Origin of the sequence: Nocardioides aromaticivorans (assembly GCF_013408525.1) — a bacterium.
GTDB classification, from domain to species: Bacteria; Actinomycetota; Actinomycetes; order Propionibacteriales; family Nocardioidaceae; genus Nocardioides; species Nocardioides aromaticivorans.
This window is the reverse complement of sequence record NZ_JACBZM010000001.1, coordinates 3555185-3579939: the sequence shown is the minus strand read 5'-3', so window position 1 is coordinate 3579939 and position 24755 is coordinate 3555185. Positions and strand designations below refer to the sequence as shown.

21 protein-coding genes and 1 other RNA gene are annotated in these 24755 nt (G+C 72.0%); 9 read left to right on the top strand and 13 right to left on the bottom strand.

The genetic code is table 11. From position 1 onward, the window contains the following. Window positions 1–42 precede the first annotated feature (42 nt). The 7 genes from ssrA to ftsE form a co-directional block, all read right to left on the bottom strand. Window positions 43–412: a transfer-messenger RNA gene (gene ssrA / locus BJ993_RS17120) on the bottom strand. A gap of 94 nt (window positions 413–506) precedes the next feature. Continuing rightward, the gene (locus BJ993_RS17115) at window positions 507–1349 is read right to left on the bottom strand and encodes a S1 family peptidase (RefSeq protein ID WP_179650176.1); all 843 of its coding nucleotides are present in this window, start codon (window positions 1347–1349) and stop codon (window positions 507–509) included. A gap of 77 nt (window positions 1350–1426) precedes the next feature. Next, window positions 1427–2326, bottom strand: coding sequence for an amidohydrolase family protein (locus tag BJ993_RS17110; RefSeq protein ID WP_179650174.1), 900 nt, complete (start codon window positions 2324–2326; stop codon window positions 1427–1429). Next, a complete protein-coding gene (gene smpB / locus BJ993_RS17105; RefSeq protein ID WP_179650172.1) occupies window positions 2319–2828 on the bottom strand; it encodes an SsrA-binding protein SmpB in 510 nt (169 codons plus the stop codon). The genes BJ993_RS17110 and smpB overlap by 8 nt, the downstream gene beginning before the upstream one ends. Window positions 2829–2862: 34 nt before the next feature. Further along, the gene (locus BJ993_RS17100; protein ID WP_179650170.1) at window positions 2863–4113 is read right to left on the bottom strand and encodes a M23 family metallopeptidase; all 1251 of its coding nucleotides are present in this window, start codon (window positions 4111–4113) and stop codon (window positions 2863–2865) included. Between the two features lie 104 nt (window positions 4114–4217). Then, entirely contained in the window at window positions 4218–5174 is a 957-nt protein-coding gene (gene ftsX, locus BJ993_RS17095) for a permease-like cell division protein FtsX (protein ID WP_036540691.1), read from the bottom strand. 3 nt (window positions 5175–5177) lie between these two features. Then, complete coding sequence (gene ftsE, locus BJ993_RS17090; RefSeq protein ID WP_179650168.1) at window positions 5178–5888, bottom strand: cell division ATP-binding protein FtsE; 711 nt, start codon at window positions 5886–5888, stop codon at window positions 5178–5180. 91 nt (window positions 5889–5979) lie between these two features. Here ftsE and BJ993_RS17085 point away from each other — a divergent pair, with 91 nt between their 5' ends. The 3 genes from BJ993_RS17085 to BJ993_RS17075 all read left to right on the top strand — a co-directional run bounded on the left by BJ993_RS17085 (window position 5980) and on the right by BJ993_RS17075 (window position 8967). Continuing rightward, window positions 5980–6603, top strand: coding sequence for a hypothetical protein (locus BJ993_RS17085; protein WP_179650166.1), 624 nt, complete (start codon window positions 5980–5982; stop codon window positions 6601–6603). Between the two features lie 70 nt (window positions 6604–6673). Next, entirely contained in the window at window positions 6674–8395 is a 1722-nt protein-coding gene (locus BJ993_RS17080) for a fibronectin type III domain-containing protein (RefSeq protein ID WP_179650164.1), read from the top strand. Between the two features lie 35 nt (window positions 8396–8430). Next, complete coding sequence (locus tag BJ993_RS17075; protein ID WP_179650163.1) at window positions 8431–8967, top strand: endonuclease V; 537 nt, start codon at window positions 8431–8433, stop codon at window positions 8965–8967. A gap of 21 nt (window positions 8968–8988) precedes the next feature. Here BJ993_RS17075 and BJ993_RS17070 read toward each other — a convergent pair whose 3' ends face one another. Further along, window positions 8989–10338 carry an HNH endonuclease gene (locus BJ993_RS17070; protein ID WP_179650161.1) on the bottom strand — a complete coding sequence of 450 codons (1350 nt, stop codon included), beginning with the start codon at window positions 10336–10338 and terminating at the stop codon, window positions 8989–8991. A gap of 937 nt (window positions 10339–11275) precedes the next feature. Here BJ993_RS17070 and BJ993_RS17065 point away from each other — a divergent pair. Then, window positions 11276–11437: a hypothetical protein gene (locus tag BJ993_RS17065; RefSeq protein WP_179650159.1), complete on the top strand. Its 162-nt coding sequence runs from the start codon at window positions 11276–11278 to the stop codon at window positions 11435–11437. 21 nt (window positions 11438–11458) lie between these two features. On the opposite strand, the gene prfB is transcribed toward BJ993_RS17065, so the two are convergent. Then, window positions 11459–12577, bottom strand: coding sequence for a peptide chain release factor 2 (prfB, locus tag BJ993_RS17060; RefSeq protein WP_036548244.1), 1119 nt, complete (start codon window positions 12575–12577; stop codon window positions 11459–11461). 201 nt (window positions 12578–12778) lie between these two features. Between prfB and BJ993_RS17055 the strand changes: the two genes are divergently transcribed. The 5 genes from BJ993_RS17055 to BJ993_RS17035 all read left to right on the top strand — a co-directional run bounded on the left by BJ993_RS17055 (window position 12779) and on the right by BJ993_RS17035 (window position 22506). Further along, a complete protein-coding gene (locus BJ993_RS17055; RefSeq protein ID WP_179650157.1) occupies window positions 12779–16645 on the top strand; it encodes an Ig-like domain-containing protein in 3867 nt (1288 codons plus the stop codon). Window positions 16646–16671: 26 nt separating this feature from the next. Beyond that, window positions 16672–20049: an Ig-like domain repeat protein gene (locus BJ993_RS17050; RefSeq protein WP_179650155.1), complete on the top strand. Its 3378-nt coding sequence runs from the start codon at window positions 16672–16674 to the stop codon at window positions 20047–20049. Between the two features lie 100 nt (window positions 20050–20149). After that, window positions 20150–21124, top strand: a complete 975-nt coding sequence (locus BJ993_RS17045; protein ID WP_179650153.1) for a YihY/virulence factor BrkB family protein — start codon at window positions 20150–20152, stop codon at window positions 21122–21124. 49 nt (window positions 21125–21173) lie between these two features. Then, the gene (locus tag BJ993_RS17040) at window positions 21174–21779 is read left to right on the top strand and encodes a sulfite oxidase-like oxidoreductase (protein ID WP_179650151.1); all 606 of its coding nucleotides are present in this window, start codon (window positions 21174–21176) and stop codon (window positions 21777–21779) included. Window positions 21780–21789: 10 nt separating this feature from the next. Beyond that, window positions 21790–22506 (top strand): FAD-binding oxidoreductase, encoded by a 717-nt coding sequence (locus BJ993_RS17035; RefSeq protein ID WP_308645612.1) that lies wholly within the window; start codon window positions 21790–21792, stop codon window positions 22504–22506. Window positions 22507–22514: 8 nt separating this feature from the next. On the opposite strand, the gene BJ993_RS17030 is transcribed toward BJ993_RS17035, so the two are convergent. The 4 genes from BJ993_RS17030 to BJ993_RS26030 form a co-directional block, all read right to left on the bottom strand. After that, window positions 22515–22955, bottom strand: a complete 441-nt coding sequence (locus tag BJ993_RS17030; protein WP_308645611.1) for a pilus assembly protein TadG-related protein — start codon at window positions 22953–22955, stop codon at window positions 22515–22517. Then, window positions 22952–23413, bottom strand: a complete 462-nt coding sequence (locus BJ993_RS17025; RefSeq protein ID WP_179650149.1) for a hypothetical protein — start codon at window positions 23411–23413, stop codon at window positions 22952–22954. The genes BJ993_RS17030 and BJ993_RS17025 overlap by 4 nt, the downstream gene beginning before the upstream one ends. Then, window positions 23410–23760, bottom strand: coding sequence for a TadE family protein (locus tag BJ993_RS17020; protein ID WP_308645610.1), 351 nt, complete (start codon window positions 23758–23760; stop codon window positions 23410–23412). Before BJ993_RS17020 ends, BJ993_RS17025 begins: the two co-directional genes overlap by 4 nt. Before the next feature lie 253 nt (window positions 23761–24013). Beyond that, window positions 24014–24322, bottom strand: coding sequence for a type II secretion system F family protein (locus BJ993_RS26030; protein ID WP_308645609.1), 309 nt, complete (start codon window positions 24320–24322; stop codon window positions 24014–24016). Window positions 24323–24755: the final 433 nt, after the last annotated feature.

Sequence of the window (24755 nt, the reverse complement as noted above, 5' to 3'; positions counted from 1 at the left end):
AGAGCCGCCCCGAGGGGCGGCTCTGTCGTCTCATGAGAGGTCTGGTGGAGCTGCGGGGAATCGAACCCCGGTCCTCGAGCGTCGATCCAGGTCTTCTCCGGGTGCAGTCAGTGCTGGCGTGTTCTCGGCCCCGGCGCTCGCACTGACACGTCGCCGACAGGCCCAGTCAGGTTTGAGTCCCGATCAGCCACCCTGACAGCAGCGGATCAGCAAGTCTCCTGGATGACGCCTGGGTCCGGGACGGAGACGGATGCCCGGTCAGACGCTTCGATCACTGCTCAGGCAGCGAGAGCGAAGGAACTGCGCTTAGCGTTGGCAGTTATTGGTTTCCAGCGATCGTTTACGAGATGACGCTGGCTTCTCGACCCGCTTCCCCTGGAACTAACGTCCCAAGTCGAAACCGATCAGCCCCTCTTGAGTTGTGAACAGCACGAGTCTACTGGGACTCAACGACACGGGCCCACCGGATTGTTCCCGGTGGGCCCGCGCGCGTGGATCGATGCGGATCAGTCCGCGAGGAAACCCGCCAGCCAGTCCGCGACGACGGGGATGTCGATGCGCTGGTAGCCGTCGATGTAGCGGCAGTTGTCCGTGTAGCCGTACGACGTCACCGCGACGACCTTCCCGTTGAGCCACAGCGACCCGCCCGAGTCACCGAAGCAGGTGCCGCCGGTGCCGAAGGGGTCGTGCTCGTTGCCGTTGGTCTGGATGATCTGCGGCGTGATCTTCTGGCCGGGCATGTCGACGTACCGGCGCAGCAGCGGGTAGCTCATCGGGGTGGGCTTCTGCGGGCCGGAGTCGGCCTGCCGGACCTCGGTGCCGTAGCCGACCGCGGTGAAGATGGTCTTGCGCGGCTGCTTGATGGCACTGGCCGCACCGAGGGCGGCGACCGGGGCCGGGGCGATGCCCTCGACCGGCTCGTCGAGGACGATGACGCCGACGTCGTTCCAGTTGTCGAGGTCGGTGAAGTCGCTGTACTCCGGGTGCGTGTACGCCGTGCCGGAGAGGTAGCCCTTCGCCTCGAGCTCGGCCTTCGTGTAGCCGGCGGTGACGTCGGCAGCGACGGGCAGCGGCGACGGCGGCGCCTCGGCGATCACGCTGTCGAAGGTGACGAGCGTCTGTCCGAGCGTGCCGTCGGTGCAGTGGGCGGCCGTGACCAGCACGGTCGGGCTGATCAGGGTCGCCGAGCAACGGAAACGGCCGTCCGCGTCGTAGAACGCGATCATGGCGACGTTCGGGTGGGTGTCACCATCAGCCGTTCCGCCGGTGCTGGCGGTCGCGGGAGCGGGGGCGACGAGACCGAGGCCGGCGAGGATGGCGCCGGCCAGGATCGGGAGACGAGCACGCATGGTTCTCCTCGGGAAAGCAACGACGGGTCGGGGCCAAGACTGCACCCGTGGAAGGTCCGGAGGGAAGGGCGGCCGGGTCAAGAATTTGCGGCGTCGGGGCCGAGCAGCCGCAAGGCGTTGTGCCAGCAGACGTCGCGGAGCCAGTCGTCGCCGAGCTCGAGCCGGGCCAGACCCTCGAGCTGGTGGTGGTAGGGGTACGGGATGGTCGGGAAGTCCGAGCCGAGCAGCACCTTGGCCTGCAGGTCCTTCAGCCGCGGGAGCAGGCCCGCGGGATAGGCGGCGTCCCGGTCGAAGAAGTCGGTGAAGACCATCGTGGTGTCGAGGTGGACGTTCTCGTGGCGCTCGGCGAGGACGAGGAAGTCCTCGTACTCCGGCGCACCCATGTGCGCGACGACCAGCCGCAGCCGCGGGTGCCGGCGCAGCAGGCGGGCCACCGAGCCCGGCCCGGTGAAGGCGTTGCCGACGGGACCGGAGCCGGCGTGCACGGTGACCGGCGTCCCGCTGTCCTCCAGCACCGCCCAGACCGGGTCCAGGACCGGGTCGTCGGCGACGAACTCGCCGACCTGGAGGTGGATCTTGAAGATCCGCACGCCGTCCTCGACGAGCTCGGCGACGTACTCCCCCGCCTCGGGCTCGGGGTAGAAGGTCGCCGAGCGCAGTACCTCCGGCACGCCCGCGGCGAACTCCCCCGACCAGTCGTTGAGGTACGACGCCACGCCGGGCTTGTGCGCATAGGGATGGGTCGGGAAGGCACGGACCCCGAAGTCGCGCAGGAGCGCGACCCGCTCCTCCAGCGACTGCCGGTAGCGGATCGGCCACGGCCGACCGATCTTCGGGCCGGCCTCGTCGAACACCGCCCACACCGCGCGCTGGATGCCCGGCGGCAGGAAGTGGGTGTGCAGGTCGACCAGCCCGGGCAGGCCGAGCCCCTCCCAGAAGGAGCGGACCTCCTGGACCTCGGTCGGCCGATCAGTCACGCATGCCCTTGAGCCGGCGACCGATCGCCTCTTCCTTCTCCCGGTCCGCGGTGCGCTCGGCGATCGCCTGGCGCTTGTCCCACGACTTCTTGCCCTTGGCGAGGCCGATCTCGATCTTGGCCCGGCCCTTGACGAAGTAGAGCGCCAGCGGGACGACCGTGTGGCCCTTCTCGCTGACCTTGCGCTCGATCTTGTCGATCTCGTCGCGGTGCAGGAGCAGCTTGCGCTTGCGGCGGGCGGCGTGGTTGGTCCAGGTGCCCTGGGCGTACTCGGGGATGTGGACGCCGTGCAGCCAGGCCTCCCCGCCGTCGATGTCGACGAATCCGTCGACCAGGCTCGCGCGCCCCATCCGCAGCGACTTCACCTCGGTGCCCTGGAGGACCAGGCCCGCCTCGTAGGTGTCCTCGATGTGGTAGTCGTGGCGCGCCTTCTTGTTGGACGCGACGAGCTTGCGCCCGCCGTCGTCCCCCTTGCTCGTCGCTCCCGACTTCCCCTTGGCCATTCGTCCATTCTCCCAGAACGGCGCAACGCGGTTTCTACAGGTACGGCGCCGGGTCCACGGGCTCGCCGTTGCGCATCACGATGAAGTGCAGGTGGCAGCCCGTCGACCAGCCGGTCGAGCCGGAGTAGCCGACGACCTGGCCGCGCCGCACGTGCGCGCCCTCGCCGACGGCGTAGCTGGTCATGTGGTTGTAGACGAGCACGATCGAGGCGCCGTTGACCCGCCCGATGGCGAGGTAGAGGCGGTTGCCGTAGACCTCGTCGAAGTAGGTGTCGATCACCTTGCCGGACTCGCCCGCGACGAGCGGGGCGCCGCAGCCGGTGCCGAAGTCGATGCCGTTGTGCAGGCCCCAGTACCCGTAGATGGGGTGGATCCGCCAGCCGTACGGCGACGTGACCGGCCCCGGGCCCGGCTTGGCCAGCAGGCCGCCGGTGTCGCCGTTGTAGCTGCCGCCCTGCCCGCGGGAGAGGGCGAGGATGCGGCGCTTGATCCGCGCCTCGCGCTCCTCCAGGCGGCGCAGCGCCGCCCGGTCGGCGGCACGGGCGGCCACGACGGCGGCCCGCGCGGTCGACGTACGGCTGACGAGGGAGGAGACCGTGGCCTCGGTGGCGGCGGCCTTGTTGACCAGCTTGGTGATGGTCGCGACGTTGGCGTCGGCTTCCTTCTTGGCGCTCGCGACCTCGTTGCGGGCGTCGCGCACGGCGGCCTCGCGGTCGGCCATCAGCTGCTGGACCACCTCGAGGGCGTCGAGCGCCTGCTGCTGCCGGCCGGTGACCACGCCGTTGGTGGTCTGGCTGACCAGCACCTCCTCGAGGCTGTCGCCCTCGGCGTACGACATGAGCACGTCGAGCTCCGGGTTGGCCTCCGTCGACATCCGGATGAGGGTGTCGCGCCCCTCCTCGCGCTGCTGGGCGACCTCGATCTTCGCCTGCGCGAGGTCGGCCTTCGCCTTCACCAGCTTGGCCTCGGCCGTCGCCAGCTTCGCCTTGAGCTGGGTCGCGATGGTGCGTGCGTCGGCCAGCTCACCGCGGACGTCGGCGAGCCGCGACCGGGCGGCGCTCAGCTGCCCCTGCGCCTTGCGGAGCTGCGAGGAGATCTTCGCGACCCGGGCGCTCGCCTCGTGGATGTCGTCCTTGACGCTGGAGATCTGCCCGCGGACCTGGTCCTGCTTGTCCTCGAGGTCGTCGCGGTCGTCGGCGTGCGCGATCGGCACGGCGAGGCCGGCCAGGGCGACGACGACGGCGACCGCGGTCACCAGCCATTGGGGATGAGCCCATGCCGGCATCCGGTCGAGGGTACGGCGGAGCCAGGGGGCGCTGGGGAAGGAGCGCACGGGTACAACCAATCAGTGTTCGGGGAAGTGAACGCCTCGACCGTAACTGCCGTGGATCAGACTTTGACGTATTTCCGGGTCAGCAGGAGTGTCGGGACCAAGGTCAGCGCCGGGCCGAGCAGCAGGATGCCCGGCGGGAGGTAGCCGTAGAGCGCGTGGCCGTAGTCGCTCCAGTCCACCCAGGGCAGGAAGGTCACCCGCTCGGCCATGCCGTTCTCGACGCCCCAGAACTGGAAGGCGGCCAGCGCGCCGGCGGCGAGGCCGACGCCGACGATCGCGGTGACCAGCGCCTCGAGCAGGAACGGCAGCGCGATGTAGAGCGTGGAGGCACCCACGAGGCGCATGATCGCGATCTCGCGGCGGCGCGCCAGGGCGGCCAGCCGGATCGTGTTCGCGACCTGGAGCAGGGCGGCGAAGAGGAGGAACCCGGAGCCGATCCACGAGCCGTACTTGAGGACCGTCATGATCCCGAAGATCTGCTTCATGGCGTCGCGCTGGTCGAGGATGCTCGCGACGCCGTCGAGGCCCTCGACCGCGCTGATCACGCCATCGGCCTTGTCGGGCGACTTCAGCGTCACCCAGTACGCCGCCGGCCACTGCTCGACCGTGACGACCGCGCCGTCGCCCTCGAAGAGGTAGCCGCGGTCCTTGCGCTTGGCCTGCTCGTAGGCGGTCTCGAAGCTCTCCTGCTTGCTCTCGAAGTCGAAGGACTCGACCTCGGGGCTGGACTCGAGCTCCTGCTCGATGCGCTCCTTCTGCGCGGCGGTGACCTCACCGCTCGCGCAGTTGGCCGTGCCGCGGCGCAGGGAGGGGTCGTCCTCGGTGCAGAGGTTGACCCGGATCTGGAGCTCGCTGCCGAGCTCGTCGACGGCGATCGTCGCCTCGCGCTGCACGAGGATGCCGATGCCGGCGAGGGTCAGCGACACGAACAGCGTGACGACGACGGCGAGGTGCATGGTCAGGTTGCGGCGCAGGCCGGTGCTGAGCTCGCTGAAGACATGGCGCAGCTGCATCGCTCAGCCCTCCTGCTGGTTGTCGAGGTGCTGGAAGCCGTAGCTGCCGCCGGCCTCGTCGCGAATGACCTTGCCGTTCTCCAGCTCGATCACCCGCTTGGTGAACTGGTCGACGATCCCGTGGTCGTGGGTGGCCATCACCACCGTCGTACCGGTCTGGTTGATGTCACCGAGGAGGTTCATGATCCCGACCGAGGTCTGCGGGTCGAGGTTGCCGGTCGGCTCGTCGGCGATGAGGATCATCGGCCGGTTGACGTAGGCGCGGGCGACGGCCACACGCTGCTGCTCGCCACCCGAGAGCTCGTCGGGCATGCGGTCGGCCTTGTCCTTGAGACCGACCAGCTCGAGCGTCTCGGGGACCGACTTGCTGATCTCGCGGTGCGACTTGCCGATCACCTGCTGGGCGAAGGTGACGTTCTCGGCGACGGTCTTGTTGGGGAGCAGGCGGAAGTCCTGGAAGACGGTGCCGATCTGGCGACGCAGCCGGGGCACCTTCCAGCCGGCCATCCGGTTGATCTCCTTGCCCGCGACGTAGACCCGGCCGGAGGTCGGACGCAGCTCACGGAGGACCAGCCGCAGGGCGGTCGACTTCCCGGAGCCGGACTGTCCGACGAGGTAGACGAACTCTCCCTTGTCGATGTCCAGGGTGACCTGGTCGAGGGCAGGACGGCCCGGACCGGCATAGCGTTTGGTGACCTTCTCGAAGCGAATCACTGACAAGACGGTACGCGACCCACCTGTGCTCCCTGCGGACCCCTCACGTCCGGTGCGTCACATTCGGGAGCGTCATCTAGGGTGGTCCGACGTGTCGACCGTCGTCCGTGCGCTGGGGCTCTCCGCGCTCCTCACCCTGGTGCCGGTGGGCATCGGCGTGGGCGTGGCCGGCGACCGTACGCCGACCCCGAAGGCCGCCGTCTACCAGGGCACCGACCTCGCCGACTTCGACAGCACGACCGCCGTCGTGCGGCGCGCCCCGTTCTGCGAGCTCGTGGCGAAGGAGGCCGTGGCCGAGGCCCTCGGCGGCGACGGCGAGCTGACCGCCTGGGGCAACGGCGAGAAGGCCGCCGCCGTGCCCGGCGGCGACGTCGCGCACGAGTACGGCTGTGCCTTCGCCGGCTCCGGCGCGGAGGCGCGGGCGTGGGTGTTCGCTCCCCCGGTGACCCGGACCCGCGCCCAGGCCCTCGCCAAGGCCGCCCCCGCCCGGGGCTGCACGACCACCGCGGGAGCCGCCGCGTTCGGCACCCCGTCGGTGGCGACCACCTGCACGAGCGGCGAGCAGCGCACGGTCTCGTGGCGCGGGCTCTTCGGCGACGCCTGGCTGACCTGCACCCTGACCCAGGGCGTCGGCGCCACCGAGGCCGACCTCGTCGACCGGGCCGGACGCTGGTGCGTCGCCGTCGCGCAAGCGGCGTCCGTCGTGCCTTCCTGATCCCTTCGGCCCACCCGCGACGGGACCCGGTCCCCGCTCAGCCGCACACCGGGCGCGCCGATGGGAAGGCATGCTGCGATCCGGCCTGCTCGCCCTGACCTCGCTGGCCGTCTCGGTGGCCGTCTCGGTGGCGGGCCTGGCGATGCCGGCCACCGCCGACGACTCCACCGGTCCCGACCCGGCCCCGCCCGGGCTCGTCGTGACCGAGGACGGCGGCAGCTTCTACCTCGACGAGTGGGGTCCCCCGCCGAGCACCCCGACGGTGACCAGCCGGTCGGTGGCGACCGCGCTGGCGTCGTACACGGAGGCGGACGCGTTCGCGCTGCACAGCCGGCCCGGTGCGGCGCAGAAGATCTTCCTCGACTTCGACGGCGGCAGCCTGCTGTCCACCAACTCGTGGCTGCTCCAGGGCCTCAGCACCCTGCTCTTCCCCGGGTGGTCGCTCGACGGCTCGGCGGCCTTCTCCGACTCCGAGCGGGCGACCGTGATCGAGGTGTGGGCGCGGATGGCGGAGGACTTCGCGCCCTTCGACATCGACGTGACCACCGAGGAGCCGGCGTCGGGCGGGCTGTTCCGCAGCTCCTCGGGCGACACGAGCTACGGCACGCGCGTGGCGTTCTCGTCCGGCACGTCGATCTCGGCGGCGCTGTGCCGGAGCGCCTGCGGCGGCCTGGCGTGGATCGGCACCTTCGACGCGATCCTCAGCGGCGGCGAGACGCGCAGCCCGGCGTGGGTGTTCCCCAGCTCGCTCGGCAACCGGGCCAAGAGCATGGCCGAGGCCGGCAGCCACGAGGCCGGGCACACGCTCGGCCTGGGCCACGACGGCACCACGACGAGCGGCTACTACGGCGGGACGTCGCTGTGGGGACCGTTGATGGGCAGCCCCTACTCGGCCGGGGTCACCCAGTGGTCGAAGGGCGACTACGCGAACGCCAACAACCACGAGGACGACCTCGCGGTCGCGCAGACCAACGGCGTCACCCTCCGCGCGGACGAGGCCGGTGACTCCGTCGCCACCGCGGTCCCCCTCGCCGCCCTGTCCGGCGGCCGTGGCGTCATCACCACCCGCGACGACGAGGACTGGATCACCGTCACCGACTGCTCCGGCACCGTCACGGTCCACGCCGACCCGGCATCGGTCGGCGGCAACCTCGACATCGGGCTCGAGCTGCGCGGCCCCACCGGCACCCTGATCACCTCGGCTGCCACCGCGACCAACCGGATGACGTCCGGCGTGACCGGCCTCGACGCCGGCTTCTCCCGGACCCTCAGCGGCGGGCCGTACCACGTCGTCGTCAAGGGCATCGGCTCCGGCACGACCAGCCCGAGCACCTGGCCGTCCATCGGGTACGACGACTACGGCAGCCTCGGGGCCTACCGCCTGACCGTCACGGGCTGCAGCGCCGGCGAGGTTCCGCCCGGCGACGACCCGCCGGGCGACGAGCCCCCGGTGGTCGGGCCGCCGCCCACGACCACGGCGACCCGACCGGGCGCCCCTTCCCGGCCGCGCGCGCTGCCGGGCACCCGCGGCGGGATCCGCACGATCGTCGCGCGCTGGACGCCTCCGGCGGTGACCGGCGGGACGTCCATCACGGGCTACCAGATCACGGCCTACCGGATCGGCGTCACCGGACGCGTCGTCGCTCGCGCCAGCGCCCGCACCCTGGCAGCCGGCACGCACCGGGTCTCGCTGCGGCTGCCGCGGGGACGCTGGGTGGTCCGGGTCCGGGCCCGCAATGCGGTCGGGTGGGGTCCGCTCAGTGCGGCGTCGGCGCGGGTGGTGCCGCGCTGACGCGTCCTGGCGCACGCGCCTTCTAGGGTGGAGCGATGGACGGCGTGACGCGGGTGGGCGCCGTCGACGTCCACTACGACGGTGACGGCGGAGGGCGCGCCGCGCTGATCGTGTGCGAGGACAGCACCTGCTCGACAGTGACCTCCGAGCACGTGGTCAGGATCGCCCGCACCCTCCCCTACGAATCCGGCGCGCTCTACAAGCGTGAGCTGCCGTGCATCCAGGCCGTCCTGACGTCCGCGCCGCCCGTCGACCTCCTGCTCGTCGACGGCTACGCCACCCTCGACCCGAAGGGCCGCCCCGGGCTCGGCGCGCATGCGGCTCGAGCGTTCGGCATTCCGGTGATCGGCGTCGCGAAGACGTCATTCCACTCAGCAACCCACGCAATCGAAGTGATCCGTGGCGCGGCCACACGGCCCCTCTACGTCACGACCGCCGGAGGCGTGTCGCTCGACAACGCCGCGCGCCTGGTCGCCGCGATGGCTGGCAGCCATCGTCTGCCTGACGCCCTGGCCAAGGCGGACCGTCTGGCCCGCGGCCGCGAAGAGCCACGCACCATTGGCCCATTCTGAGGGTCTTCCAGCTCGTCCCTGTCAGGCGATGAGCTGGTAGCGGCCGGGGCCGGTCTGGACGTAGCGGGGTTCTCGCCAGCCGGGTGGGGCGGGTGCGGTGGCGGTGTAGCGGTGGCCGGTCGGGGTGATCGTCTCGACCTGGTGACGGTCGACGGGGTGCCCGACCTGGTGTTGTCGCCAGCCCGGGGCTTGTTTGGCGTGGTTGCACGCCTGGCACAGCCCCTGGCCGTCGTCGGCCGTGGTGTCGCCACCGTCGGCGACCGGGGTGATGTGGTCGTTGTGCCGGACCGGGGCATCACAGAACGGGGTGGCGCAGATCCCGGCACCGCGCAGGGCGAGGAACTCACCCATCGCCTTCGTGTGGAACCGGGATCGGGTGGTCATCGCGACCAGCCGGCCGAGACGGTTGCGGTACAGGCACCGGAACCAGCTGATCACCTCGCTGTCGGACGGCTGGTTGATGGCCTGGGCGAGGAGGTTGCGGGCGACTTCGGGCGGCACCACCTCGGCTGGTACGCCGTCCGCGGAGACCTCCGCAGGGGCGTGGCCACCGGCCAGGGACTCGTCCGAGATCACCACGTCGACCGTGACCGGCACCGCCGGCGCCGCCTCGGGGGTACCCGTGTCGGCGACGCCGGTGAGCCGAGCGACCATCAGGTCGCTCATGAGCTGCCCCAGGCTGCGGGGATCGCCCGCGGCACGCGCCGCTTCCGCTGCCTTGCGGAGCGCGGCATAGGCCGCGACCCCTTGGGCGACCGGGACCAGTGCGGTCAGGTAGGTCATCGTGTCCGGCGCCGGGCGGACGGTCACGTTGCGGTCGGCTTGTGCTTTGCGGGCGCGGCGGGCGACCGCGGCGGGGTCGAGCTCGGCCACCAGCCGGCGGATCCGGCCGACCAACTCCCTCGTCCCGACCCCGTCGAGGGCGGCCGGGTCGGCACAGGTCTCCTCGTCGGCGAACATCCGCAGCTCGATCGGCAGACAAGCCGTCTCCCGCGCCAGCAGCATCGCCCGGAACTCCGACAACGATCCGTCGCGCAGGCGGGCCAGGGTGTGCGGCATCTCGGAGTGCAGCACCTTCGCCAGACCGAGAAGGACCTGCCCGCGGTGGGGTGACTCACGACGGGCGAGCGCGATCTCGGAGGCGACACCACGGCCCTGGCGGGCCGCCTGGACCCCGGCCGCTGCCTCGTCGGCGCGGCGGCGGGCGTCGTACACCACCGACGCCTCGGCCTGCACAGCAGCCGCCGCGGACTTCAACGTCTCCAGCGCCGCGATCACGTCGATCTGCGCGGCCGGGTCGTCCGGGCACACGCCAGCGGTGATTCGGTCGACGAACGACCGGACCTCCTCTGCCGTGAGCTGCGCTGCCATACCCGTATGATACTCGAACATATGTTCGATCCAAGATGCTTGCTCGAGGCTGTGGACAACGGAGTGCGGCAGGGACGAGCGCTCCGCGCCGGCGTCGACGGCAGGGCTCGAGACCGTGACGATCGGTAGGTCAAGCGTCGTAGAAGGAGCGCCACGGCGACGCCCGGGACTCCCTGGGCACGAGCACCTGGTGCTTCGAGTTGAGAGGACCCGGTTGGCCCGCGCGACAGGTAAGGCCCACGACGTCCGCGCCAGGCCCCGTGCCTCTGATTGCGGCTGCCCGCGGTCGGGGCACTCCACTCCGGCAGCAACACGCCCGACACCCGCCGCCGTCAGGCGCGCCACCATCTCTGAGCGCCGTAGCCGCGTAGTCCAACAGAAGCGGAGCGGCAAGATGGTCCAGTGAGCAAACGCCATACGCGAACACCACGTGAACGACACGAGGCGTACCTGCGTGTACTTGAGGCCAGGCGTTTGAGCACTAGCCCGGACCGGCTACGCGAGTTGGCGAGGGACCCTGTTCCGCCAGTGCGCCTATGGGCCTCCGGCAATCCGAACATGCCACCTGACGCACTTGAGGAACTCGTCCGCTCAGGCGAGACGAGTTGGGCGCTCACCAATCCCTCAACTCCCCTGTCAGCACTTCGAATCGCGGCTGAGCGCGAGCGACAGGAGCAGGCGGAGGCGGAGTATCCCTCCATCTGGGTCCGCGCCTATTGCTACATGCACCCGAATGCCAGCCGAACCCTCCGACGCGAACTGCGAACGCAGGGCGTCCTGCGACAGGTGCGCGCCACCTGGGGGCTGTACTGGCGCGGCAGAGCTCAAGCACCGCACTCCACCCGATACGAGTGAGACCCTGCACCCGACGGTCTGGCTATGAACGGACCCGAAGCCACGCCTTTACCAATCAAAGTCGATCGAGTTGAATGACTTTGTGCAAGAAGGCTTCCCGCTCCCCCGCTGGGCATGGCGCAGCGTCGGCGCAGCCACGGCCCTGGGCCTGCTGCTCGCCAGCGAGGTCGTCGGTGCCCTGGGCGCGGTCGTGGCCTTCGCCGTCGCCGAGGTCATCTTCGACGCGGCCGACCTGGAGCGCTGAGCGCACCCCCGACCGACCAGGTCAGTTGTCGGAGGCGTTGTCCGCCCCGCGACGCCAGCGGATGCCGGCCTCGAGGAAGCCGTCGATCTCGCCGTCGAAGACGGGCTGCGGGTTGCCGGTCTCGTAGCCGGTGCGCAGGTCCTTGACGATCTGGTACGGGTTGAGGACGTAGTTGCGCATCTGGTCGCCCCAGCTCGCGGCGACGTCGCCCTTGAGGTCCTTCTTGAGCGCGGCCTCCTCGGCCTTCTTCTTCGCGAGGAGCTTGGCCTTGAGGACGATCATCGCGGCGGCCTTGTTCTGCAGCTGCGACTTCTCGTTCTGGCAGGAGACCACGATGCCGGTCGGGATGTGCGTGAGGCGGACCGCGGAGTCGGTCGTGTTGACCGACTGGCCGCCGGGGCCGCCGGAGCGGAAGACGTCGACGCGGATCTCGTTCTCGTCGACCTCGATCTCGTCGGTCTGCTCGAGCTGGGGCACGACCTCGACGGCGGCGAAGGAGGTCTGGCGGCGGCCCTGGTTGTCGAACGGGCTGATCCGGACCAGGCGGTGGGTGCCGACCTCGACGGAGAGGGTGCCGTAGGCGTACGGCGCGTGGATCGCGAACTCGGCCGACTTGATGCCGGCCTCCTCGGCGTAGGAGATGTCGTAGACCTCGACGGGGTACTTGTTGCGCTCGGCCCAGCGGGTGTACATCCGCATCAGCATCTCGGCGAAGTCGGCGGCGTCGACGCCGCCCGCGCCGGAGCGGATCGTGACGATGGCCTCGCGCTCGTCGTACTCACCGGAGAGCAGGGTGCGGACCTCGAGGCCCTCGACGGCCTTCTTGATCCGGTCGAGCTCGGCGTCGGCCTCGGCCTGGGTGTCGGCGTCGCCCTCCTCGGCCGCCAGCTCGGCCAGCACGGCGAGGTCGTCGATGCGCTGCTGGAGGCCGCGGAAGCGCTCCACCTGGCCCTGCAGGGAGGACAGGCGCCCGGTCACCCGGGTCGCGTTGTCCTGGTCGTCCCACAGGTCGGGCGCGGCGACCTGGACGCCGAGGTCCGCGATCTCCTGCTCCATCTTCGGCAGGTCGAGGACCTGCTCGATGGTGTGCATCGTCGCAGTCAGCTGCTTGATCTCGGAGTCGTAGTCGGGTCCAGCCACAAGGTGCAAGGTTACGCACCCTGCGGCAGGAGCAGCGAAACGAGCCGTTCGCCAAGGCCTTGGTGAAAAAAGGTGAACTTCTTTCAGAAAAGGGATGTGGGCCCCGTCACAACCTGCTTGACTCCCGCCACTCCCTCCGCCACACGGGCTCCCGTGCCCGTCCCTCTCGGGTGGCACCCCCCACTCACGGGACGGTGACGCATGCTCCCTGCGCCGAACGACAGCACCCTCCAGCCCAGCCGCCGCCGCGCGGCGCGCGACTTCCGGCGACGGATGGCCTGGCTGAGCGTCCTCGCGACCGTGGTCGCGACGCTCGTCGGGGCCGGTACGACGCCCGCCCTCGCCGCGCAGGCCAGCGGTGACGACGTCGCGGTGTGGAGCACCGGGTGGGCGTGGACCTACCAGACCAGCTTCCGCTACACCGGCGACACCGCGGACGTCACGATCAACGAGAACGTCACCTACACGGTGGCCGGCGTCGAGACCTTCCAGGGGCAGAGCGCCTACAAGTTGAACATCTCCGGCACGATCACCGGCGGTGGCGGCAGCGCCCAGGTCGACGGCGTCGGGAACGCCACCCTCAGCAACTTCTCCGGGTCGGTGAGCGGCACCCGCTACGTGCGCCGCTCCGACCTCGCCCTCCTGCAGGAGCAGCAGCACCAGGACCTCCGGGCCAAGGCGTCGATCTCGATCATCTCGACCAACATCACCGCGGCGGTCGACCTCGAGATGACCCCGCGCGGCGGGTGGCGCGCGATCGACTTCCCCGTGGAGGCGGGCCAGTCGTGGCAGAGCGACGTGGACGTCGACTACACCGGCGGCTTCACGTACGACGCCGGCAGCTACGGCAGCGGGGCCGACACCTTCGACGGGGTCTTCTCCCTCGACGCCCCGGCCGCGGTCACCAACGCGACGGCCAGCGTGCCGGCGGGCAGCATCGCGACCCGTCGGGTCCACACGCAGAGCTCCGACGGCAGCCTGGTCAGCACGCACTGGTGGTCGCCGGTGCACCGCAACGACGCGCAGGAGTACCTGAAGCTCCCGCTCGACGGCGCGACGCTGACCCTCGACCGCAAGCTGTCGTCGTCGAGCACCCCGGCTCCGTCGACGACCCTCACCACCACGATCACCCCGTCGCTGTCCTGCGCGGGCGGTGACGTCACCGTGAGCGGCAAGCTCAGCACGGGCGCCGCGGGCGTCCCGGTCTCGCTCTTCCTCGACAAGTCCCCCGTGACGCCGGGCGCGAGCATCACCGCGAGCGCGACCACCACCTCGGGTGGCAACTACAGCGTGACGGTCGCCGCCCCCGCCGAGTCCGACGGCCTCCAGAAGGCCGGCGCCCGTGGCAGCTGGGGCGTCGTCGCCTCGGCCGGCGGCGCGACCGGAGCCGCGACCCTCGTGGTCACGCCGAAGGCCTGCAGCACGCTGGCCTACACCGGCGACCTGACCGCCCCGCAGGGAGGTACGGCGACCGTGCGGGCCACGCTCACCGACCGCACCGGCGGCGCGGTGTCCGGCCGGACGGTCAGCTTCACGCTCTCGGGTGGCGCCACGGCGAACGCCACCACCAACGCCGCCGGCGTGGCCGAGACGACCATCGCGGTCGCCGGTCCCCCGCGCAGCGCGACCGTCTCGGCGTCGTACGCCGGGGACGCGACGCTGGAGCCCGCCTCGACGAGCGAGGCCTTCACGGTCGGCGCCATCGCGACGACCACGACGGTCAGCGCCGACCCCGCGGTCGTGACCATCGGCGACCCGGTCCGCTTCCACGCGAGCGTCGTGCCGACGCACGGCGGGGATCCCGCCGGCACCGTCCAGTTCCGGGTCGACGGCTCCGACTTCGGCTCCGCCGTCGCGCTCGCCGACGGTGAGGCGACCAGCGCGGCGCTCTCGACGCTCGGCCTCGGCGACCACACGGTCGTCGCGGTCTACAACGGCACCGCCGACCACGCGACCAGCACGTCGGCGGCGGTGACCTTCCGGGTCCGCGAGCCGCTCAAGCCGACGACGACCACGTCGTCGGTCGACCCGGTGAGCGCTGTCACCGGGCAGCCGGTGACCCTGGGCGCGACGGTCGCGACCGCGACCGGGACGCCCACCGGCGAGGTCGTCTTCACCGTGGACGGTGAGGAGGTCGGCAGCGCCCCCGTCGGCCCCGACGGCAACGCCAGCACGACCGTCACCGACCTGCCGGTCGGCAGCAACCCGGTCGTCGCGACCTACACCGGCGACGACGTCTTCGGCCCCAGCTCGGCGGCGCCGCGCACGGTGACCGTCAGCAAGGCGGCCGTCGAGGTCACCCTCGTCGCGTCGGACTCCTCGACCGTGACGGGCGAGGCCGTGGGCCTCACCGCGACCGTCGCGGTCCAGGCTCCCGGCGGCGGCACGCCGGGCGGCACCGTCCAGCTGCTCGTCGACGGCACCGCGACCGGTGCCCCGGTCGCGCTGACCAACGGCTCGGCGACCTTCCCGCCGCTGACCTCGCTGAGGGCCGGGAGCCACACCCTGGCTGCGGCGTACTCGGGCAGCGGCGGCTACCAGTCCGGCTCCGACCAGGTCGGGCAGGACGTCGCGAAGGCGGACACCACGCTCGCCCTCCTCGCCAGCCCCTCCCCGTCGCTGCAGGACCAGGAGGTCGAGCTGACGGCCACGGTCGCGGCGGTCAGCCCGGGCTCGGGCGACGCCACCGGCACGATCACCTTCTACGCCGGCACCGACGCGATCGGCTCGGCCCCGCTCTCCGGCGGGACCGCCGTGCTCGCGGTGTCCGACCTCGCGCCGGGCTCGTACCAGCTCAGCGCGCGCTACGCGGGTGACGACGACTACCGCGGCAGCAGCTCGGCCCCGGTGAGCCACACGGTCATCGAGGGCACGGCGGTCGTCGCGACGTCGACGGTGCTCACGTCGAGCACCAACCCGTCGACGTACGGCGAGCTGATCACCTTCCGCGCCGAGGTCTCCGCGGCCGACGACAGCGCCCCGGGCGGGACCGTGCAGTTCTCGGTCGACGGCCAGGACTTCGGCGGCGCGGTCGCGGTCGGTCCCAACGGGGTCGCCGAGAGCGCGACGCTCGCCTCGCCCGACCCGGGCGACCACACGGTGATCGCGGCCTTCACGCCCGCCCCCGGCTACGCAGGAAGCGGCGACATCCTCGTCCAGACGGTGGCCGCGGCCGGCGTCGACGTGGCGCTGTCGTCGACCGACGCGGACGCCCAGGTCGGTGACGACGTGCGCTTCAGCGTCGAGGTCTCCTCGCAGCAGGCCGGCACCGGCGTACCGACCGGTTTCGTCCAGTTCTCCGTCGACGGCCAGCCGCTGGGCGACGCGGTCGAGCTCGAGGACGGCGCGGCGACGAGCATCGCCGTCGGCGACCTCGCGCCCGGCACGCACGCGGTGACGGCGCTCTACTCCGGCGACGTCCACTTCCGCCCGCAGCTCGAGGAGCTCACCCAGACGGTGGCGAAGGTGGCGACCACGACCGGGCTGAGCGTCTCGGCGACCACCGTCACCTACGGCGACGGCCTCGTCCTCACGGCGCTGGTCTCGCCCGCCAACGGCGACCTCGGCGTCCCGACGGGATCGGTCACCTTCCTCGCCGACGGCGAGGAGATCGGCTCCGTGCCGGTGGGGCCGGCCGCGGGCGGTGCGGCCTCGGCCCAACTGTCCACGGCAGCGCTGCCGGCGGGCGCCCACCACCTGAGGGCGGTCTACGGCGGCAGCGCGGTGCACGACGGCAGCGGGTCCGCCGTCGTCGACGTCACCGTGGCCAAGCGCGCGACGACGACCACCGCCGAGGCGGCGGTCGTGAAGGTGACCCCGCTCGGCCTGCCGCTCGGCCAGCTCCGCGCGACGGTCACGACCTCGGCGGGCCCGCTCGCCGGCGTACCGGTGGAGTTCAAGGTCGGCGCCAAGGTCGTGTGCACCTCGGTGACCAACGGTGCCGGCGCGGCCACGTGCAACGCCGGGTCCCAGCTGGTCGCCCTGGTCCTCAACGGCGGCTACACGGCCACCTTCCTCGGGGACGCCAACCACCTCTCGTCCACGGCGCGCGGCGCCATCCTCAAGTGAGTCCGGCCATGGTGAAAGGAACTCCCGTGCGCAGACTGATCTCCCTCGTCGCGGCGTCGGCGCTGGCCATCGGCACCCCGGTGCTGCTGGCCGCGCCGGCCGGCGCCGACATCACGGCGCCCGCCAACGGAGCCGTGCTCCGCGGCAACGCCACCCTCTCGGCGAGCGGTGCCTCCGACGGCACCGGCTGCCTCAGCGGCAGCAGCCCGCAGACGACCCTGCAGCTGATCAACAGCGGCGGCACGGTCGTGTTCGAGAGCGTGCAGGGCGGCACCGGCGCGAAGAGCGCCACCGTCGACACCCACGCCTACGCCAACGGCGCCTACACCGCCCGGGCGATCGAGCGGAAGCGCTCCGGCTTCCTCTACTGCACCAACAGCACGACCACCACCAACCGCTCGGTGTCGATCGACAATGTCACCGATCTCGCCTACTCCGGCGCCACCGAGGGACCGCAGAACACCTCGGTGACGGTGCGGGCCACGCTGACCGACCCGAACCTGGCGGCCTCCGTGCTGCCCGGCCGGACGGTCACCTTCACCCTGTCCGGTGGTACGTCGGTCAACGGCACCACCAACGCCAACGGGGTCGCGACCGCGAGCCTGCCGGTCTCCGGCCCGCCGCGGACGGCGACGGTGACGGCGTCCTTCGCGCAGACCTCCTTCTACAAGGGCTCGACGGCGTCGAGCAACTTCACCGTCGAGAAGAACCCGTCGACCACGACCGTCGTGCAGCCCGCTGCCGTGGTGCACGGTCAGCCGGTGGCCTTCACCGCCCAGGTCGCGCGGGTCAACGGCACCAGCGACCCGACCGGCACGGTGCAGTTCACGGTCGACGGCGCCGACTTCGGCTCCCCGGTCACCGTGAGCGGCGGCTCGGCGACGTCGGCGAGCACCGACTCGCTCAGCACCGGCACGCACGCGATCGGCGCGCGCTACAGCGGCGACGGCAACCTGCTCACCAGCACCGCCTCCACGAAGGACCTGGTCGTCGGCAAGGCGCCGACATCGACGGTCCTCACCAGCACGGGCTCCCCGACCGTCACCGGTGAGGCCGTGACGTTCACGGCCGAGGTCGGCGTCGTCGCCCCCGGCGCCGGCGCCCCCGCGGGCGGCGTGCAGTTCAACATCGACGGCGAGCCCTACGGCACCGCCGTCCCGCTCGACGGCGACAGCGCCGAGCTCACCGTGGCGAACCTCCGCCCCGGCAACCACGACGTGCAGGCGACGTACAACGGCAACGGCGACTTCGCCTCCAGCAGCTCGGCGGCGCTCACCCACGGCGTCAACCGGGCCGACACGACGGTGACGCTGAGCTCGTCCAACCCGGACGCCGTCGCCGGCGAGCCGCTGACCTTCACCGCCGACGTCGACGTCGTCGCCCCGGGCGCGGGCGAGCCGACGGGAACCGTGCAGTTCGCCGCGGACGGTGAGCCGATCGGTGCGCCGGTCCCGGTCACCAACGGCACGGCGGTCTCCCCCGCGACCGGCCTCGACGCCGGTGAGCACGTGATCACCGCCAACTACGAGGGCGACGACAAGTTCGCGGGCGGCTCCGACAGCCTCGACCAAGAGGTCGCGGCCGCACACACCACCACCGTCGTCACCAGCTCGCCGAACCCGTCCGTGGTCGGCCAGCCGGTGACCGTCACCGCGACCGTCTCGCCGGTCAGCCCGGCGACGGGTACGCCGCAGGGCGCGGTGCAGTTCGAGATCGACGGCGTCCCCGGCGACTACGCCACCCTCGAGGACGGCGCGGCGGAGATCCAGGTCAGCACGCTGGCCCGGGGCTCCCACGAGATCAAGGCGCGCTACCTCAGCGCCGACCCGAACTTCATCACCAGCACCTCGGCCGCCGCCACCCACACGGTCAACAAGGCGTCGACCAGGACCGTCGTCACCAGCTCCGCGCCGGTGTCGGTCTTCGGGCAGCCGGTGACCTTCACCGCGGAGGTCTCCGTGGTGGCGCCGGGCGCGGGCTCGCCCTCGGGCACGATCACCTTCACCGACGGCGACACCGTCCTCGGCACGGCCGACGTCAGCTCGGCCACAGGCGGGGTCGGGTCGGTCACGGTCGACGACCTGTCCGTGGGCCAGCACGCCGTCGTCGCGACGTACGACGGCGACGACTCCTTCAGCGGCAGCAACGGCTCGGTCGCCCAGAAGGTCCAGCGGGCACAGACCTCGACGATGGTGACGTCGTCGGCGAACCCGTCGCAGTCCGGCGAGGGCGTGCGGTTCACGGCCGCCGTCTCCCCGGTCGCGCCGGGCGCCGGCAGCCCGTCGGGCACGGTGCAGTTCACCGTCAACGGCGCCAACCTCGGTGGCCCGGTGGCCGTCGTGGACGGCGCGGCGACCAGCAACCTGTTCAGCTCGCTCTCCCCCGGCACCTACCGGATCGCCGCCGCCTACAGCGGTGACGCCCGGTTCGTGGCCAGCAGCGGCGTGCTCGACCAGGGCAACGGCCAGAACGTCGTCAAGGGCGCCACGTCGATGGCGCTCGCCTCGGACGACCCGGTGGCCGACCACGGGCAGACGGTGACCTTCACCGCGACGGTGACCGCGCTCGCGCCGGCCACCGGGAAGCCCACGGGCGTGGTGCAGTTCTGGAGGGGCGGCACCCTGCTGGGAGCCACCAGCCTGGTCCCGGCCTCGGAGGCGCGGACCAGCCGGGCGTCGTACTCGACGGCGGGGCTGGCTCCCGGGCAGCACGAGATCCGCGCGGTCTACGTCGGCAACTTCAACTTCGAGGGCCAGGTGGCCACGACCACCCAGGCGGTCGGCGCCGTGAGCACCGTCGTCGGGATCGCGTCGGCCACCAACCCGTCCGTGTACGGCGACCCGGTGACCCTCACCGCCACCGTCGCGAACGCGGCCCCCGGCGTCGGCGCACCCACCGGCACGGTGGTGTTCCGCTCCGGTGACGACGTGCTCGGCGAGGCCGACCTGTCCACCGCCGACGGCAGCACCACGGCGACGCTCGAGGTCGACGGCTTCGCGGCCGGCAGCCACGAGCTGACGGCGTCGTACTCGGGCGACGGGAGCCACGCGGCCGGCACGTCGCCGGTGCTGCTCCAGGTCGTCGAGCGGGCCCAGCCGACGCTGGTCGCGCACGACGTGGCGGACCCGCTGGTCGACAACTACTCGCGGGTCGAGGCCACCCTGACCGGGCTGGACGGCGCCCCGCTGGCCGGCCAGGAGCTGGTGTTCACGACCGGGCCGGTGCTCAACGGCGGCGTCACGGCCGTGTGCTCCGCGGTCACCGACGCCGACGGCTACGCGAAGTGCGACGTCCCGCTGCGGTGGGGCGCGCTGATCCTGCAGGGCTTCGAGGTGCGCTTCGCGGGCAACGACAGCTACGCCCCGGCCGTGGCGCGCACGGTGTACGAGGACCCGAACGACTGACGTTCCCTTCCCACCCCCAGGACAGCGGGCCCCGGTCGTCGACCGGGGCCCGCTGTTCGTGGGCCTTCTGCTCGTCGAGCGACGGGGTACCGCACCGGCCATGAGCACCCAGACCCTCCAGGACCGTGTGCCCGGCGCCGACGCCGACAAGCCGACCGAGATCCCGCGCCGCGGCTGGTGGCAGGTGGTGCGGCGGGCCTGGCGGGAGGCGAAGTCGGACCAGGTCCCGCTCCTCGCCGCGGGCGTGGCGTTCTACTCGTTCCTCGCGCTCTTCCCGGCGATGATCGCGGCAGTGATGCTCTACGGCCTGGTCCGCGACCCCGCCGACGTGCAGCGCCAGGTCGACGAGCTCTCCGCGACCCTGCCGTCCGACGCGGCCTCGCTGCTCACCACGCAGCTCGAGGCGCTGACCACCACGTCGAGCAGCTCGCTCGGGCTGGGCCTGATCATCAGCCTGGTGCTGGCGCTGTGGAGCGCGTCCGGTGGCGTCGGCAACGTGATGACCGCCGTGAACCTCGCGTACGACGAGGAGGAGACCCGCGGCTTCGTGAAGCGCAAGGCGCTCGCCCTCGGCCTCACCCTCGGCGCGATCGTCTTCGTCGTGGTGGCGGTCGGCATGGTCGCGGTCGCCCCGGCCGTGCTGGACAACCTCGTCGGCGCGGGGCCACTGCGCTGGGCACTCGAGGTGGTCCGCTGGCTCGGCCTCCTCGTCGCGATGTCGGTCGCGCTCGGTGTGCTCTACAAGCTGGCGCCGGACCGCGACGCCCCCACGTTCCGCTGGGTCTCGATCGGGTCGGTCGTCGCCACGGTGCTGTGGCTCCTCGCCAGCCTCGGCTTCTCGCTCTACGTGGACAACTTCGGCTCGTACAACAAGACCTACGGCGCGCTCGCCGGCGTCGTCGTCCTGCTGCTGTGGCTCTGGCTGACCATGTACGTCGTCCTGCTCGGCGCCGAGGTCAACGCCGAGGCCGAGCAGCAGACCGCCGAGGACACGACCGTCGGCCCGGAGAGGCCGATGGGCCAGCGGGGTGCGGTGAAGGCCGACAGCCCGCCGGGAGACCCGGGCTCGACCTGACCGCTAGAGTCCACGCTGACGCCTGAGTCCTTCCTCCCCAGGAGCAGACATGCCGGTCACGCGTGGATTCCTCGGTCGCCGACGCGGCCACGAGGGGCGGCTGCCCCCGGGCCAGTACGACACCGGTGCCGGCTGGCCCGTGCTGACCGCGGAGGCGACCCCGGTCGTCGACACGGCGAGCTGGTCGCTGTCCGTGGACGGACTCGTCGAGCGGCCCACGACGTGGAGCTGGGACGAGATCCACCAGCTGCCCGCGTCGACGTACGTCGGCGACATCCACTGCGTGACCGCGTGGTCGAAGTTCGACGTCACCTTCAAGGGGGTGAGCGTCGACGAGCTCCTCGACGCGGCGGGCCCCCTGCCGGACGCGGCGTACGTGATGGTCCACTCCAGCACCGGCTACACGACCAACCTCCCGCTCAGCGACCTGGTCGACGGCAAGGCCTGGGTCGTGTGGGAGTACGACGGCAAGCCGCTCTCCCGCCAGCACGGCGGCCCGGCCCGGCTGCTGGTGCCGCACCTGTACTTCTGGAAATCGGCGAAGTGGGTCTCGCGGCTGGAGCTGATGGCGCACGACCGGCCCGGCTTCTGGGAGCGCAACGGCTACCACGACCGTGGCGACCCGTGGCTCGAGCAGCGCTACCAGGGCGATTGAGGACCACACGGTGAGTGAATCCATCGACGACGTGCGCGCGCTCGAGACCACCTGGACGACCGGGCGGATCATCGAGAAGGACCACCCGACCCCCACGACGGTCCGGCTGCGGATGCACGTGGAGGACCGGCGCCGCCACCGGCCCGGCCAGCACTACCTGATCCGGCTGAGGGCGCCCGACGACTACACCGCGCAGCGCTCGTACTCGATCGCCTCCGACGAGGACGACCCGCTGGTCGAGTTCCTCATCGAGCGGCTGCCCGACGGCGAGGTGTCGGAGTTCCTCGCCGACGTCGCCGAGGTCGGCGACGTGCTGGAGATGCGTGGCCCCATCGGCCGCTGGTTCACCTGGGACACCACGACGCCGGCGCTGTGCCTCGTCGGCGGGACCGGTGTCGTCCCCGCCGTCGCGATGGCGCGCGCTGCCCGCCGGCTGGGCCGCTCGTCGCTGCTCCGCGTGGTCGCGGTCGGGCGCTCGCCGGAGGAGCTGGCCTACGCCGAGGAGCTCGCCCGCGCCGGCGCCACGCTCGCCTGGACCCGCACCGACACCGGCGAGCGACCGGCAGGTCCGCCCACCGTCGACGAGCTCACTCCCCTGCTCACCGGGACGGAGCTCGCCTTCGTCTGCGGGTCGGCGCGCTTCGCCGCCTTCGCCGAGGGGCTGCTGCTGGACTGCGGCGTGCAGCCGGGTGCGATCCGGGTGGAGCGCTTCGGGCCGAGCGGCTGAGGCTCGGCTCACTCCTCCGGGTCCACCACCGCGGTCCCGACCGACCGCACCGACGCCGCCGGCATCCCCGGCACGCCGAGGGGCAGGTCCAGCGGGGCGACCAGCTCGACGACCACCCGGTCCCCCTCGACCCGCACCGCTGCCCGGAGGCCGGGATGGTCGTGCTGGGCGCCGGACTCGCGCAGGTAGGCGTGGACCGCCCGCTCGGCCTCGCGCCGCGTGATGGCGAGGGGGCCGCGAGCCAGCCCGCCGTCGTACGCATCGCGGCCCTGGGCGCCGAGGTCGGCGCCCTGCAGGGCGGCGCCGTCGGCGAGCTCGTCGAGGCGCTGGCGGGCGAGGTAGGCGGCGCTGGCGTCGACCACGACCGCGACCAGCAGCAGGATGATCGCCATGAACGCGAGGACCAGCGGCGTGGTACTGCCGCGCTGGTCCCACCGGGCGCCTCTCACCGACGCCCCCGGTCGATCTCCCGGTAGCGGCCGATCGGCACGGTCTGCTCGGCACTCAACCGGAAGCTCGGCGCACCGCCACCCAGCACGTCGGGCATGAGCGGCAGCTCCACCGACGACTCGACCCGGACGGTGATGACCGAGGTCCCGCTGTGGCAGTTGCGCGGGTACGGCGTGCAGGTGACCCGCACGTGGACCGGGACATCGGTCAGGCCCTGGTCGGCGAGGGCCAGTCGCGCGACGGCGACCGCCCGCTTCTCACCGGCCACGTCGTTGGGCGCGAGCGCGTAGGCGCGGGCCGCCGCCCGTGCCGCACCGCTCACGCCGAACGAGCCGCGCTGCACCTCGGACACCGACACCACGATCCACAGCAGCGGCAGGAGCAGCAGGACACCCATCCAGACGACCTCGACGAGGCCGCTCCCCCGCTCGTCCCTCCTGCGCGGCCGGCTCCTCATCGCGGGTCCTCCTGCACGGCGCGACCGGACACGGTGAGCTGGACGGCCGGGCCGCCGAGGCCGAGCGCCGGGACCTCCGCGTGCACGATGACCTCGATGGCCGGCGCGCCGTCGACGCTCACCCGGCGCACCTCGACGTCGTGGGCGTAGCGACTGCCGACGGCATCGGCGATCTGCGACCGCGTGCGCGCCACCCCCTCGCCGGGGCTGCTCCCGGCGGTCGCCGCGAGCCGGGCTCCCTCGGACGCAGCGGCCGCCAGCGTCGCCCGGACGTGGAGGACGAGGGCGACCTGCACGATGCCAAGCACGATCGGCACCAGCACGACCGAGACCAGGGTGAAGTCCACCAGGGCCGACCCCCGCTCGTCCCTCCGCCGGCCGGTCGCCATCGCTCAGCGCACCGAATTGAGCGCCGCTTGGAGGATCGCGAGCACTGCGGTCGGGCAAGACCGAACAGGGCGACGCCCAGCGAGATCGTCATGATCGTCACCAGCACCCACCCCGGCACGTCGCCGCGGTCGTCACGCTGGCCCCAGCGTCGTCGGATCAGGTCGATCGGTGGTCGGTGGTGCACGGTGGTTCCTTCCCGAGAGGTGCTGGTCAGTAGCTGAGCGACAGCCCGACGAAGCCGGGCCAGAAGGCGAAGATCACGGTCACGGGCAGGACCAGGAACACGACGGGAATCATCATGAAGATCTCCTTGCGCGAGGCCTGCTCGATGAGCGCACGCCGCCCCGCCTCGCGCACGTCGGCGGCCTGGGCGTGCAGCACGTCGGCCAGCGGGGTGCCCCGCTCGACGGCCACCGCGACGCTGTGGGCGAAACGGGCGACGACCGCCACGCCGGACGTCCCCGCCAACCGGTCGAAGGCGTCGGCGACGGGCTCACCGGTGCGGATCCGGGCCAGCACCTCGGACAGGTCGCGCGACAGCTCACCACCACGCGCCGGACGACCCGCGCCAACGCAGCGACCGGCGCCTCGCCCGCCGCCACGCTCAGGGCCAGCAGCTCGGCGATGGTGGGGAACTCCGCGACGATGGCGCTCTCGCGCTGCTTGACCTGGGCCGAGAGGCGGTTGTCGCGCAGCAGCACGCCGAACACGAACGCGCCCACGCAGACGACCAGCAGGGGAAGTGGGTTGCCGGGGTGGGTCCACGCCCGCACCAGCCCGTACGCCGCCGCCACGCCGAAGCCGGCCAGCCCCCACAGCACCTGCTGGATCCGGAAGTCGTGGACGTCGATGTCGAGACCCGCCCGGGACAGCCGGCGCCGCACCTAGGCCGAGCCGCCCAGGACGCGATCGACGCCGTCGGCCGCGCTGCGCAGCCCGGGGCGGAACACGG

Coding starts and splice junctions, on each gene's coding strand:
- BJ993_RS17055 (WP_179650157.1), top strand. CDS start 12,779: ATGCTCCCTGCGCCGAACGACAGCACCCTCCAGCCCAGCCGCCGCCGC.
- BJ993_RS17115 (WP_179650176.1), bottom strand. CDS start 1,349: ATGCGTGCTCGTCTCCCGATCCTGGCCGGCGCCATCCTCGCCGGCCTC.
- BJ993_RS17100 (WP_179650170.1), bottom strand. CDS start 4,113: ATGCCGGCATGGGCTCATCCCCAATGGCTGGTGACCGCGGTCGCCGTC.
- BJ993_RS17025 (WP_179650149.1), bottom strand. CDS start 23,413: ATGAGGAGCCGGCCGCGCAGGAGGGACGAGCGGGGGAGCGGCCTCGTC.
- BJ993_RS17080 (WP_179650164.1), top strand. CDS start 6,674: ATGCTGCGATCCGGCCTGCTCGCCCTGACCTCGCTGGCCGTCTCGGTG.
- BJ993_RS17045 (WP_179650153.1), top strand. CDS start 20,150: ATGAGCACCCAGACCCTCCAGGACCGTGTGCCCGGCGCCGACGCCGAC.
- ftsX (WP_036540691.1), bottom strand. CDS start 5,174: ATGCAGCTGCGCCATGTCTTCAGCGAGCTCAGCACCGGCCTGCGCCGC.
- BJ993_RS17040 (WP_179650151.1), top strand. CDS start 21,174: ATGCCGGTCACGCGTGGATTCCTCGGTCGCCGACGCGGCCACGAGGGG.
- BJ993_RS17070 (WP_179650161.1), bottom strand. CDS start 10,338: ATGGCAGCGCAGCTCACGGCAGAGGAGGTCCGGTCGTTCGTCGACCGA.
- smpB (WP_179650172.1), bottom strand. CDS start 2,828: ATGGCCAAGGGGAAGTCGGGAGCGACGAGCAAGGGGGACGACGGCGGG.
- BJ993_RS17075 (WP_179650163.1), top strand. CDS start 8,431: ATGGACGGCGTGACGCGGGTGGGCGCCGTCGACGTCCACTACGACGGT.